This is a genomic window from Rhodopseudomonas rhenobacensis (assembly GCF_014203125.1).
In the GTDB taxonomy this organism is placed as follows: domain Bacteria; phylum Pseudomonadota; class Alphaproteobacteria; order Rhizobiales; family Xanthobacteraceae; genus Rhodopseudomonas_A; species Rhodopseudomonas_A rhenobacensis.
The window spans coordinates 1-12,961 of the sequence record NZ_JACHIH010000026.1; the positions used below are offsets into that span (position 1 = coordinate 1).

At 69.0% G+C, this 12,961-nt stretch carries 7 protein-coding genes; 1 reads left to right on the forward strand and 6 read right to left on the reverse strand.

Annotated elements, in window-relative coordinates; translation table 11 throughout:
* Positions 1 to 244: 244 nt before the first annotated feature.
* Positions 245 to 700: an Lrp/AsnC family transcriptional regulator gene (locus HNR60_RS17740; protein ID WP_246432990.1), complete on the reverse strand. Its 456-nt coding sequence runs from the start codon at positions 698 to 700 to the stop codon at positions 245 to 247.
* 136 nt (positions 701 to 836) lie between these two features.
* On the opposite strand from HNR60_RS17740, the gene HNR60_RS17745 reads away from it, so the two are divergent.
* Complete coding sequence (locus HNR60_RS17745) at positions 837 to 2,474, forward strand: thiamine pyrophosphate-binding protein (RefSeq protein WP_184259992.1); 1,638 nt, start codon at positions 837 to 839, stop codon at positions 2,472 to 2,474.
* Positions 2,475 to 2,806: 332 nt separating this feature from the next.
* Here HNR60_RS17745 and HNR60_RS17750 read toward each other — a convergent pair whose 3' ends face one another.
* The 5 genes from HNR60_RS17750 to HNR60_RS17770 form a co-directional block, all read right to left on the reverse strand.
* Positions 2,807 to 5,980, reverse strand: coding sequence for an efflux RND transporter permease subunit (locus tag HNR60_RS17750; RefSeq protein ID WP_184259995.1), 3,174 nt, complete (start codon positions 5,978 to 5,980; stop codon positions 2,807 to 2,809).
* Between the two features lie 4 nt (positions 5,981 to 5,984).
* Entirely contained in the window at positions 5,985 to 7,130 is a 1,146-nt protein-coding gene (locus HNR60_RS17755) for an efflux RND transporter periplasmic adaptor subunit (protein ID WP_184259998.1), read from the reverse strand.
* Between the two features lie 35 nt (positions 7,131 to 7,165).
* The gene (locus HNR60_RS17760) at positions 7,166 to 8,083 is read right to left on the reverse strand and encodes a PepSY-associated TM helix domain-containing protein (RefSeq protein ID WP_184260001.1); all 918 of its coding nucleotides are present in this window, start codon (positions 8,081 to 8,083) and stop codon (positions 7,166 to 7,168) included.
* Between the two features lie 93 nt (positions 8,084 to 8,176).
* Positions 8,177 to 11,635, reverse strand: coding sequence for an AAA family ATPase (locus tag HNR60_RS17765; RefSeq protein ID WP_184260004.1), 3,459 nt, complete (start codon positions 11,633 to 11,635; stop codon positions 8,177 to 8,179).
* Entirely contained in the window at positions 11,632 to 12,858 is a 1,227-nt protein-coding gene (locus tag HNR60_RS17770; RefSeq protein WP_184260007.1) for a metallophosphoesterase family protein, read from the reverse strand. The genes HNR60_RS17765 and HNR60_RS17770 overlap by 4 nt, the downstream gene beginning before the upstream one ends.
* Between the last annotated feature and the right edge of the window lie 103 nt (positions 12,859 to 12,961).

Consider the following 12,961-nt stretch of genomic DNA (forward strand, 5'->3'; position numbering starts at 1 on the left):
GCGCGCAAACTCCTGGTCCGCCTCAACGCCAAAGCGCGCGATGCGCGAGCCGAATACGCTAATGCAACTTGACACGCCAGATAGTCGCTCACCCGACCCGGCTTCGCTGCGCTCCGCCGGGTCGACCTCTCCCCGCAAGCGGGGAGAGGTGAGTCAGTGCTCGTAGAGCGCTCGGTGCTACACGCGGACCTCTGATCAAGAGCTACGAAGCACATCCGATGCGCTCATTCCCCTCGAAACGCCCTCACCCGATCTTGATCGCCGTGGTTTCCTTGATCCGCTTCACCGGGATGATGCTGCGGGTGTTGGCGACGCCTTCGATGCGCGCCAGCACCTGGGTGAGAAAGCGGTGAAACTCGTCGAGATCGGCCACCGCGATCTTCAACAGATAATCGAACTCGCCGGTGACGAAGGCGCAATCGATCACCTCCGGCCGCGTCAGCACCATCGACTCGAAGCGAGTTGAATAGGCCTCGACCTGCTTCTCCAGCCGCACCTCGACAAAGGCGATGAAGCCGGTGCCGACCGCAGGGCCATCGACCAGCGCGACGTAGCGCTTGATCACGCCGGCCGCCTCCAGCGCCTTGACCCGGCGCAGGCAGGGCGACGGCGACAGCCCGACCCGGGTCGCGAGGTCCTGATTCTGGATCGAGGCATCCTCCTGCAGAATGCGCAGTATCTTGCGGTCGAGCTCGTCCATGCGCAATCCGGTGCCATGATTTGATCGTTTGAACATAGCGGATGCCACAGCGTCGCGCGAGTACGTCGCAGTTCGCCGCCCGCTGCCGCGCCTCCGCGGTTACTCTGGCGACAAACGCAACCCACGAGGACATGCCATGACGCGACCGGCCAGCGACATCCTGCTCGATATTCTGCGCGACGAGGGCATCACCCACGTGTTCGGCAATCCGGGCTCCACCGAAATGCCGCTGATGGACGCGCTGGTCGATGCCCCCGACATCAACTACGTGCTCGGACTGCAGGAGGCCACCGCGGTCGGCATGGCCGATGGCTGGGCGCTGACCTCGGGCAAGACCGGCTTCGTCAATCTGCATGCGATGGGCGGGCTCGGCAACGCGATGGGGGTGCTGGTCGCCTCCAAGGCCAGCGAGACGCCGCTGGTGGTCACCGCCGGGCAGCAGGACACCAGGCATCTGGCGACCGAGCCGTGGCTGTCCGGCGATCTGGTGGCGCTCGCAGCCCCGGTGACCAAATGGGCCAAGGAGGTGCGCCGCGGCGAGGATCTCGGCGCCGCATTGCGCCGCGCCTTTGCGATTGCCCGCACCCCGCCGTGTGGCCCGGTGTTCTTGTCGCTGCCGATGGACGTGCTCGATCAGCCGGTCGAAGGCCCGACGCCGCCGGCCTCGGCGCCGCCGCGGCTTGGCCCCTCGCCGGATTCCGACAGCTTCGCCGAAGCGCTGGCGCGCCACGATCCGGAGAAGGTGTTCGTGCTGCTCGGCGACGATCTGCCGGCGCCGGCGGCTGCAGGGCTGGTCGCCTTTGCGGAAGCCGGCGGCTATGCGGTGGCGGGGATGCAGCTGACCTCGCGCTCGGCGTTTCCCTCGGCGCATCCGTGCTGGGCCGGGGTGTTGAAGCCGGATTTCGCCGCGATCCGCGAACGGCTGGAACGCGTCGAGGCGCTGGTGCTGGTCGGCGGCCGCGCCTTCGTCGCCTATCCGTATCGCGACGTCCGCCCGATCCCCGACGGCGTGCAGATTTTGCATGTCGCCGACAATCCGGACGCGTTCGGCCGCGAACACCCGGCGCACATGGCGCTGCTCGGCGATATCGGCGCGACGCTGCAATCGGCTGCGGCGCGGCTCGGCGGGCTGCTCGACCGCGACAGCGTGATGGCGCGCTTGGCGCAGCGCGATGCCACGAAGCAGGCGCAGATCGCAAAGACTCGCGCGGAAATTCTCAGCACCGCGCACGAGACGCCGCTGTCGCCCGACGCCGCGGTGCTGACGGTGTCGGATGCGCTGCCGGACAACACGCTGCTCGCCAATGATTCCGCGGCGACCTTCGGCCAGGTGCAGGACTTGCTGATGACGCGGCCGGGGCGCTACTTCTTCGCCCGCGGCGGCGTGCTCGGCTGCAACATGCCGGCCGCGGTCGGCGCCGCGTTGCTGCATGACGGCCCGGTGGCGTCGTTGGTCGGCGACGGCGGCGCGATGTACTCGCCGCAGGCGCTGTGGAGCGCGGCGCGCTATCGCGCCAAGGTGCTGTTCATCGTGTTCAACAACCGCCGCTACGGCGTGCTGCAGAACATCGCCAAGCAGCTCGGCTGCAAGAACGCGGTCGCCGGCCGCTTCGTCGGCATGGACGTCGACGATCCGGCGATCGACTTCATGGCGCTGTCGACATCGATGGGCGTGCCGTCGGTCAAGGCCGACACCCCCGACGCGATCCGCGCCGCGATCGCCGAGGCGCTCGACCGCGACGGCCCGTCGCTGATCGAGATCGCGGTGAAGTAACAACCGGGATGGTTGATGGCGACGCCCTTCGATGAGCGCCGTGCCCCGGACGCAGCGCAACGCGCCGCGGAGCGGCGTGGTGCGCTGCAGAGCCGGGGCCGTTCCAGAACGCGGCTCTCCTCGACTCAGCACGCGTAACGGTCCCGGCTCACGGCGCAGCGCTCCGCGCTGCACCGCGTCCGGGACACGAGGTTAACAGGCGTCTCTGCTCGTCATTGCGAGGAGCTCTTGCGACGAAGCAATCCAGGGGCTGCGCGTGAGGCCCCTGGATTGCTTCAGCTTCACTCGGCGCAGCGCGCCGCGTTCGGTTCGCAATGACGTGGTCGGCTTTGTTATGATCTTTTGCCGAACGCGCGTGCCCATTGCGGCAGGTGGCTCGCCGCCCACGCGCCGAACCGGCCGTTGCCGGCAACCGACTCCCGGATCGACTGGAAGACGACGTAGAGCATCGGGATCAGCAGGATGCCGAGCAGGCTCGCGGTGAGCATGCCGGCGAATACCGGGGTCGACAGATTGCGCCGCGCCAGCATCGCCGCGCCGTCGGCCCAGACCAGCGGCACCAGCCCCAGGATGAAGGCGATCGAGGTCATCATCACCGCGCGGAATCGCAGGCGGGCGCCGAGCACCGCGGCTTCGGTGATCGACAGCCCGGCCTCGCGCTGCTCCTTGGCGAATTCGACGATCAGGATGCCGTTTTTGGCCGACAGCGCGATCAGCACCACGAGCCCGATCTGGGCGTAGAGATCCAGCGTCACGCCGGCGATCAGCACGCCGACGAAGGCGCCGAACACCGCGATCGACACCGACAGCAGCACCGGGACCGGAATCACCCAGCTCTCATACAGCGCCACCAGGAACAGATAGGCGAACAGCAGCGCCAGCCCGAGGATGTAGCCGGTCTTGCCGACCGCCTCGTGCTCCTGATAGGCGGTGCCGGTCCACTCGAAGGCGTAGCCCGGCGGCAGCGTCTTCTGTGAGACTTCGGCCATTGCCGCCATCGCCGCACCGGAAGACACGCCGGCCGCCGGCGAGCCGTTGATCGTCACCGAGCGATAATTGTTGTAGCGGGTGATCACCGCGGGTCCGGTGACGCTGCGCAACGAGGCGATCGACTGCAGCGGCACCATCGTGCCCTTGGCGTTGCGGACGTAGATGTCCCACAGCGCCGGCAGGTCGCGGCGGCCTTCCGCGTCGCCCTGCAGGTTGACCTGCCAGGTGCGCCCGAACATGTTGAAGTTGTTGATGTAGAGCCCGCCGAGCGTGATCTGCAGCGCGGAGAACACGTCGTTGATGGTGACACCGAGCGCCTGCGCCTTTTCGCGGTCGATATCGAGATAATACGACGGCGCGTTGGCGCCGTAGGTGCTGAACACCCGGCTGAGCTGCGGATGCTGATTGCCGGCGGCGAGCAGCCCGTTGGTGACGCTGCCCATCGCCGCGGGTTCGGCGCCTTCCAGCGATTCCAGCTGATACTGGAAGCCGCCGGCGGTCGACAGCCCGATCACCGGCGGCAGGTTGAACGGCAGCACCGTCGCGGTGCGCACCTGCTGCACGGCGCCGAAGGTCTTGGCGATCAGCGTCTGCGCCGACGACGCGGCGCCGCGGCGGTCCTCGAACGGCTTCAGCTGCACAATCATGAAGGCGTTGTTGCTCGCGGAATAATTGTCGAGCAGCGACAGCCCGACGATCGACAGCACGTCGCGGACCTGCGGCATGGTCTTGACGATGTTCTCCACCGCCAGCACGGTCTGTTCGGTGCGCGCCACCGAGGCGCCGTCGGGCAATTGCACGTTGATGAAGAACGCGCCCTGGTCTTCTTCCGGCAGGAAGCCGCTCGGCGTGACGCCGTTGAGCGTCGCGATGCCGAGGCCGCAGCCGATCACGATCAGGATCGACAGCGCCGGGCGGTACAGCGCGATCCGCACCGCGCCGGCATAGCGGTCGCGGGCGCCGTCGATGCGCCGGCCGATCCAATGCATGACGCCGCGGCGCGGGCCGCCATGGCGCAGGAACACCGCGCACAGCGCCGGCGACAGCGTCAGCGCGTTGATCGCCGAGATCAGCATCGCGGCGCTGATGGTGATGGCGAATTGCCGGAACAATTCGCCCATGATTCCCGGCAGGAATCCGATCGGCACGAACACCGACAACAGCACCAGCGTGATGGCGATGATCGGCGCGGTGACCTGGTTCATCGCCTTCTTGGTGGCGTCGGCCGGCGACAGCTCCGGCTCCTCCTCCATCACCCGTTCGACGTTCTCCACCACCACGATGGCGTCGTCGACGACGATGCCGATCGCCAGCACCAGCGCCAGCAGCGACACCGTGTTGACCGAGGCGCCGAGCGCCAGCAGCACCGCGAAGGTGCCGATCAGGCTGACCGGCACCGCGATGATCGGAATCAACGTGGCGCGCAGATTGCCGAGGAACAGGAACACCACCAATGCGACCAGCGCGAAGGCTTCGAGCAGCGTGTGCATCACCGCCTTGATGGTGTCGTTGACGAACACCGTGGAGTCGAACACCACGCGCGCCTGCACGCCGTCGGGAAAGCGCTGCCGCAATTCGTCGAGCTTGGCCCTGACCGCGGTCGCGGTGTTGATGGCGTTGGCGCCCGGCGCCTGGAAGATGCCGATGCCGACCGTCGGATCGCCGTTGAGGCGGGCGTGGGTGTCCTCGCTGAGCGCGCCGAGTTCGACGCGGGCGACGTCGCTGACCCGCAGCACCGAGCCGTCGGCGTTGGCGCGCAGCACGATGGCGCCGAATTCCTCCGGCTTGGTCAGCCGGCCCTGGGTCTGCAGATTGATCTGGAATTTCTGATCGTCCGGCACCGGCTGGGCGCCGATCCGGCCGACCGGCGCCTGCACGTTCTGCGCGCTGATCGCCGCCACCACGTCGGACGGCACCATGCCGAGGCTGGACAGCCGCTCGATGTCGAACCAGATCCGCATCGAGTAGTTGAGCCGGCCGAACAGCGTCGCCTCGCCGACGCCGGGGACGCGGGCGAGTTCGTCCACCACGTTGATCAGACCGTAATTGGTCAGAAACACCGGATCGTATTTGCCGCCCTTGCTCGACATGTCGACGACCTGCAGCATCGACGACGAGCGCTTCTGCACGGCGACGCCTTGCAGCCGCACCTCGGCCGGCAGCTGCGACAACGCGTTCTGTACGCGGTTGTTGACGTTGACGGTGTTGATGTCGGGATTGCTGCCGAGCGCGAACGAGACGTCGAGCGTGTAGGAGCCGTCATTGCCGCTACTGCTCTTCATGTAGAGCATCTTGTCGACGCCGACGACCTTGGCCTCGATCGGCTGCGCCACGGTGGATTCCAGCACCTCGGCGGACGCGCCGGGGAAGTTGGTCGAGACCCGCACCTGCGGCGGCACGATGTCGGGCAATTGCGACACCGGAATCCGCAACATCGCCAGCCCGCCGACCAGCGTGGTGACGAGCGCGACGACGACGGCGAGCCGCGGCCGGTCGATGAACAGATCGGAGATCATCGTCTCAGCCCCTGCTGGCCGGCTTGGCGACCGACGCATCGATCGGCGACGGCGCCACCGGCGCGTTCGGCCGCACCCGCTGCAGGCCCTCGACGACGACGCGCTCGCCGCCGTTGAGGCCGCTAGCGATCACCGCGGTGTCGGCGGTGGATTGCCCGAGCTTGACGCGGCGCGGCTGCGCGATGTCCTTGTCGCCCACCACATAGACGTAGTCGCCCTGCTGGTCGGTCAAAACCGCGGCGCGCGGGATCGTCATCAGCTCGCGCGGCGTGACGTTCTCCAGCACCACCCGCACCATCTCGTCGTTGGTCAGCTCGCGGTCGCCGCCGGGCTTTGGCGGATTGGCGATCAGGCCACGCAGGATGATGCTGTCGGTGTCGCGGGCGACGTTGATGTCGACGAATTGCAATTTGCCGACCTCGCCGTAGAGCCGGCCGTCGGGCAGCCGCAAGCGCAGCCGCACCGCGTCGAAGCCGCCTTGCGTGGCCAATTGCTCGCGCAGCAGCAGCAGCCGCTTCACCGAGATCGGAAACACCACATGGATCGGGTCCTGGCTGACCACGGTCGCCAGCACGCCGGACGAGGCGCCGACCACGTTGCCGACGGTGACCTGGATGCGGCCGATGCGGCCGTCGATCGGCGAACGGATCTCGGTGTAGCCGAGATTGATCTCGGATTGGGTGAGCTGCGCCTTCGCCGAGCGCAGCTGCGCCGCCGCGGTGCGCTGCGCGGCGCGGGCATTGTCGGCGGTGCTCTGGCTGCCGGCCGAGGTCTTCACCAGTTGATCGGCACGCGCCAGCGCCAGGTCGGCGTAGTCGAGTTGCGCCTCGGCTTGGGCGACCGCGGCGCGCTTGGCTTCGACGTCGGCCTCGAACGGCGGCTGCTCCAGCCGGAACAATAGATCGCCCTTTTTGACCTCGGCGCCTTCCACGAACAATTGGTCCTGCAAGAACGCGTTGACCCGCGCGGTGAGATCGACGCGGCCGATCGCCTGCACCCGGCCGTTGATCTCGGTGCTCTCGGTGATCGGCTGCGGCACCGCCACCACCGTGCCGACTGCGGGCGGCCCGCCGCCCGGCATCTGCGCCGAGGCCGGCGAACTCGCAACCAGCAGGGCGGCGATCAACACGGGGGCGGCAACACGCAACATCGCAAACACTCCGAAATTTTAGCCGGCTTCGCCGGCTACGCGGCCGGTCCGACGGCGGTGCCGGATTCGACGACCGGACGGCGCGTGCGCGGCCGCAGCTTGCGCCGCCCCCACATCACGAGCCCGGTCCCGAGCAGCCCGATCAACACCACCGAGGTGATGACGTTGAGCGAGCCGGACAGCAGCGTAAACCAATTGCCTTCATGGAGCAGCCGCGGCCAATTGCGCGGCAGCACTGCAACGCCGTCGGTGGTAACAGTGTAGGCGCGCAGCTCGCCGTCCTCGTAGATCCGCGCCATCACCCGGCCGCCGCGATTGCGCAGCGAGGTCAGCTTGGTCAGATCGTGCGATTGCGCCACCGCGCGCACCGCTTCGATCAGCTGCAGCGGCTTACCGGCGGGCGGCGGCGCGCCCTGGAAGGTGATGCCGGAGAGCATCAACAGCGCCGTGATCGGGCTCAGCAGCAGCAGCGGAATGGTGAACCAGGCCATGCCCTTGTGCCAGCCGGCCAGGCTGTTGCGCAGCCGCGGCAGCCCCATCAGCGTGCCGATGATCATGATCGCCACCATCGCGATGGTCGAGGCGATCAGCAGCCATTCCTGATCGAACAGGTGCTCATGGGTGCGCCGCGACCACAGAATGACGCTGCCCACCACATCGCTGGTGGTCGCCGCCTCGCCGGTGACCAGATCGATCGCCGGCGCCGGGGTACCTTGCAGCTGCAGCCGCTGGCCGACCGCGCTGATCGACAGGCCGCGGGCCCGGCCGTCGGGATCGAAGCGCTGGATCAGGGATGTGACACGGTCGGCATTGACCAGCGCAGGATCCAGCGCGCGGTCCTGCACGATCGGTTCGAACGACAGGATCAGCCCGGTGAGCAGAACCACGATCAGCGGCAGCGCGAACACCAGGCTGGTCCAGCGATGCAGTTTCAAAAGAGTTGCGTTGTTCATGGCCGCCTCCGAATCCTGAATCGCGCGGCAGCGAGCTCGCGCGTCGCTGACGTTGTATCAGACGTTAGCTGACGGGACGCTGACCGGTTCGGCTCACAGCTCGATCAGTTCAACCGGATGATCGTTCAGCGCCTTGGCCAGCTCGGCGACATGGCGGTGATGCGTGAACAGGATGATCTGGCGCTGCCGGCCGGCCTCGGCGAGCAGCCGCAGCGTCGCCAGCGTGCGCGGCTCGTCGAAGCTGGTCAACAGATCGTCGCCGATGAACGGGATCGACTCGGAGCTGCGGCGCTCCAACAGCGCCAAGCGCAGCGCCAGGAACAGCTGATCGCGGCTGCCTTCGCTGAGCCCCGCGACCGCGACCTGGCTGCCGTCGCAGCGCCGCGCCACCAGCACCGGCTGGTCGTCGTCGCCATAGTCGATGCCGAGCCCGGCGAAGGCGGCGCCGGTCGCGGTGGCGAACAGCGAGCTCGCCCGCGCGATCAACGGATCCTGCACCATCGCGCGGTGCCGTTCGATGGCGCGCGACGCCAACCGCGCGGCCGCAGCGCGCAGCAGCCAGCGTTCGGCGATCGACAGCAATTCGGCATTGGCCTCGGCACGTTCGGCGGCTTGCGCCGCGGCGTCGCGGCCCTTGGTCAGCGCGGCGCAATCGGCCTGCGCCTGATGCAGCGTCGCCGACGCCGCGGCGATGTCGTCGAGCAATTGCGTCTGCCGCAGCGTCTCGCGATCGATGTCGCCGGGCAGCCGGTCGAGGTCGAGGCCGCCGCGCTCCTGGCGCAGCGCGGCGTCGTCGCGACCGTCGGCGATGTCGTAGAGATCGCGCCGCAGCGCCTCCTGATCGGCCGCGAGGCGCTGCCGCGCCAGCGCGCGCTCGAACGGCAGCGCCAGCTCGGTAATCTCAGCGACGCCGAACGCGTGGCGGGCGTCGTCCAGCAGCAGCTCGGTCGCCGCGCGACGCGCCAGCAACGCGTTGCGGCTGGCGGCGCGCTTGACGGCGGCCTCGTGCAGCCGCCGGCAGGTCGCGGCGTCGCGCCGGGTGGCGTCGAGCTTGTCCACCAGCCGCGCCAGCGATTGTTGCGCGGACTCCGCGCGCAGCGCCGGCGCAACACGATCAACGACGCCGAACACGTCGGCATCGAACGCGGCGAGATCGGCTTCGATCGCGGTCACCCGGTGGCCTTCGAGCTGATAGGCGGCCTTCGGCACCGCCACCGATTGCCACACCGCGAGCGCCGCCGCGGCCTGCACCGGCGTGGCGTCGCGGCCCTGTCCGATGCCGGCCATCGCCGCGGGCCAGGCCGCGCGGTGGCGGGCCAGCGCTGATTGCGCGGCGTCGCGCGCGGCGGTCGCCTCGGAGAGATCGCGCTCGATCCGGGTCTTCGCCACCGCGCGCGCCCGGGCGTCGGCCCAGGCGCCCTGCAGCGCCTCGAACCGCGCCTTGGCCTCGCGATACAACAGGTCCGCCGCCAGCGTGCGGTCGGCAACGCCCCCGCTGCTGTCGAGAAAGCCCGCCACCGCGAGCTTGCCCTGCTCCAGCGCCGCCGTCAGGGCCTCGAGCGCGGCGCGTTGCGCGTCGCATCGCTCGAGCCGTTTCAACAGCTCGTCGAACCGCTCGCGCCAGCGCAGCATCTCCGCCGGGCTGCGCGGCTGCAGCCGCGACGCCGCCCAAGTGCCGCGCCAGGCGGTGTCGAGCTCGGCCCGCCGCGCCTGCAAACCAGAGAGCTTGTCGTGCTGGCGCGCGCGCTCCTCGCGCGACGCCGCCAGCCGCTGCTGCGCATCCTCGTGGCGGGTGGCGCGCTCGGTGTCACTCAGCAACAGGTCGGTGACGCGGTCGATATTTTGCGAGGCGTGCTCCGCAGCGTCGAGCTGGCGCTCGACCACATTGCGGTCGGCGCTGAGCGCGGCGCGCAGGCCGCTGAAATGCTGATCGCGGTCGTCGCGGGCGCGGATCAGATCGGCGCGGGTCGGCACCACGCCGGCTTGCGACAGCCGCGCCAGTTCGGCCTCGGTGGCGGCGATCGCCGCATCGGTTGCGGCGAGCGCCTCGGCGAGCCGCTTGATCTCGGCGTCGGCGGCTTCCGCGGCGCGCGCGAAGGTCGCGATGGTGGCGTGATCGGGCGCCGGCAGCGCGCGCAGCCGGTCCGGCGCGCCGGGCGACGGATCGAGCGCCGCGGAAGCGGCCACCAGCGCCTCGGTCTCCGATTGCAGGCTGGCGCGATCGCGGCGCAGCCGATCGGCCTGCGCCGGGATTTCGCCGAGCGCGTCGAAGCGTTGCCGCAGCTGATCGATGTCGACCACGGCCGTGGCTTCGACCTGCTCGGTCGCAAACGCATCGCGCTCCTGCTGCGCCCGCGCGCAACGCGTCTCGGCGTCGGTGATGGCCTGCTCGGCGCGCGCGGTCTGCGCGATCGCCTCGCGCGCCTGCGCCAACGCCGGATCGCTCGGCAATTGCGCCAACACGTCGCGATGCGACGCCAGCCCGAGCCGCTGCGCCGCCTCGTCGAGCTGCGCCTGCGCGGAGTCCTGCGCCTGCCGGCGCTTCGGCAGATCTTCCAGCGCCTTGCGCACCGCGCCGAGCCGTTCGCGCAACGCGTCGATGGTGGCAGCTTCGGCGAGCAGCGTCTGGTCCACCGCCATCGCGGCGATCTCGGCGGCGTCGGCGGCGGCGGCGGCCTCCAGGGCCGCGAGTTCGCGCTCCAGCGCGGCGTGGGTGTCCAGCGCGGCGCGCCATTCGGTCAGCGACGGTGCGGCGACCGCCGGCAGATCGGCCAGCGCGGCGAGTTCGGCGGCGATGCCGTCGAGCCGCGCCAGATGCGAACGCACCCGCAGCGTGCGCTGCCACAGCGCCAGCGTGCCGCCGATCTCGGCATGCGCGGCGTTCAGCGCTTCGAGCTTCTGCCGCGCCTCGCGAACCGCAGTCTCGGCCTGCGTCACCGCTTCGCGGGTGACGATGGCGTCGCGCAAGGCGCGGTCGGCATTGTCGCGCCGCTCGGCCGCCAGATAGAACGGCTTGGAGCCCGACTTGCGCGGCATGAACAATTCATCGGCCTGGCTTTGCAGCCGCGCCCGGGTTTGCGACAGCGACGCCATGCCGGCCGAACTCGCCGCCAGCGTCTCCGCCAGCCGGCCGCCGGCGTTAAGCAGTTCATGGCCGCCCTCGCGCAGCGCCTCGGCGGTCAACCCGAACTCGCGGCCGAACGCCTCGCGCGACAGTCCGGCGAGCAGCGGCGCCAAAAGATCGTCGGGCAGCGGCTGGTCGTTGCAATCGATCAGCGTGTTCTTGTTGCCCTTGCGACGCCGCGCCTCGAACAGCCGGCCGTCGGAATGACGGAAGCTGCCGCCGATCCGCAACGATCTGCTCTCGTGCAGGAAGTCGTAATCGGTGCGGCCGCCGAAGCCGAACAGCAGATCGCCGATCGCCGACAACGCCGAGGTTTTGCCGGCCTCGTTGGCGCCGAGCACGACGTGCAGCGCCGCTGCGGCATCGAACGAGAGCGTGCGATCGGTGAAGCGGCCGTAGCGCTCGAAGGCGAGCCGTTCGATCCTCACGAAACCTCTCCGGCGAGCAACGCGCGCGCATCATCGGCCAGCCGCTGCAAGGCGTCGGAGCGATCGAACTCGTCGTGCAGATCCTTCGGCAGCTTGGCCTTGATGATCTCCGTAAGATCGGCCAGCACCGCAGCGAACTCCGGATCGGACGCCGCCTCGCGTAGCAGCCGATCGGCGTCGAGCGCGTCGGCACCCGCCTCCACTGCGGCCGAGCGCGCCGGCAGACTGGTCTTCACCTTGAGCTGTTCCACCCAGCAATCGTCGGCGAGCTGAAACGCGGTGGCGCGCAGATCGTCCTGCAGCGTCTCGCGCCGCGCGATCAGATGATTGTGCAGCGAGGTCGCCCCAATCAGCGTGATCCGCGCCGCCAGCGGCCGGCCTTCGCTTTGAGCTTGCGCTTCGGCGAGCGCGTCGCGGCAGCGCGCCAGCATCTCGTCTTCGTGAGCGACGTCGGTGATATCGACGGTCAGGTGCGCCCAGCGCGCGCCGTCCAGCGCCAGCGGAGTCACCTCGATGACGCGGCCGTCTTCAACGGTGACGCGCACCGCGCCCTTGGCGCCGGTCTCGCGCACGCTGCGGCCCTGCAGATTGCCCGGATAGACGATCCACGGATCGTCGCAGACCACGGCGGCGGCGTGGACGTGGCCGAGCGCCCAGTAATCATAGCCGAACCGCTTGAGATCCTCGACGCTGCACGGCGCGTAGCCGTCATGACCGCGCGTGCCGTCGAGCGAAGTATGCAGCACGCCGATATTGAGCCAGCCGTCGCGGCGCGGCGGATAGCTCTCGACGAAGTCGGCGGTGAGCCGGTTCGGGAAGCTGCGGCCATGTAGCGCGACGCGATGCGCGTCGAGCGCGATGGTCGAGGCCTTGCCGGCGCCGAACACGGTGACGCTGTCAGGATACGGCAGATCGCGCGACATCACGCTCGCCGCATCATGATTGCCCTTGACGATGAACACCGGAATGCCGGCGCGATGCAGCGCGCTGATCGCGCGGACGAAGAACAGCCCGGTCGAGACGTCCTTCCAGTCGCCGTCGAACACGTCGCCGGCGATGATCAGGAACGCCGCCTCGCTGGCGATGGTCTGCTCGATCAGCGCTTCCACCGCGCGGCGGCCGGCCTGCGCGAAACGCGCCGCCACCGCCTTGTCCTTCAAGCTCAACCCGGCGAGCGGGCTGTCGATGTGCAGATCGGCGGCATGGATGAAGCTAAAGCGCATTGCGATCCGGATCGGCGTTGCGAGCGCGCTGCTTGGCCTTGGCGCTGCTCGCATCACGCGTGTGCGACGGGGATTCGCCCCTTATAGGTAGAATCATTCCTCG

What these genes read in the sequence shown, in the direction of transcription:
- HNR60_RS17740 (WP_246432990.1), bottom strand. Translation starts at nt 700, where the DNA reads ATGGACGAGCTCGACCGCAAGATACTGCGCATTCTGCAGGAGGATGCC.
- HNR60_RS17745 (WP_184259992.1), top strand. Translation starts at nt 837, where the DNA reads ATGACGCGACCGGCCAGCGACATCCTGCTCGATATTCTGCGCGACGAG.
- HNR60_RS17750 (WP_184259995.1), bottom strand. Translation starts at nt 5,980, where the DNA reads ATGATCTCCGATCTGTTCATCGACCGGCCGCGGCTCGCCGTCGTCGTC.
- HNR60_RS17755 (WP_184259998.1), bottom strand. Translation starts at nt 7,130, where the DNA reads ATGTTGCGTGTTGCCGCCCCCGTGTTGATCGCCGCCCTGCTGGTTGCG.
- HNR60_RS17760 (WP_184260001.1), bottom strand. Translation starts at nt 8,083, where the DNA reads ATGAACAACGCAACTCTTTTGAAACTGCATCGCTGGACCAGCCTGGTG.
- HNR60_RS17770 (WP_184260007.1), bottom strand. Translation starts at nt 12,858, where the DNA reads ATGCGCTTTAGCTTCATCCATGCCGCCGATCTGCACATCGACAGCCCG.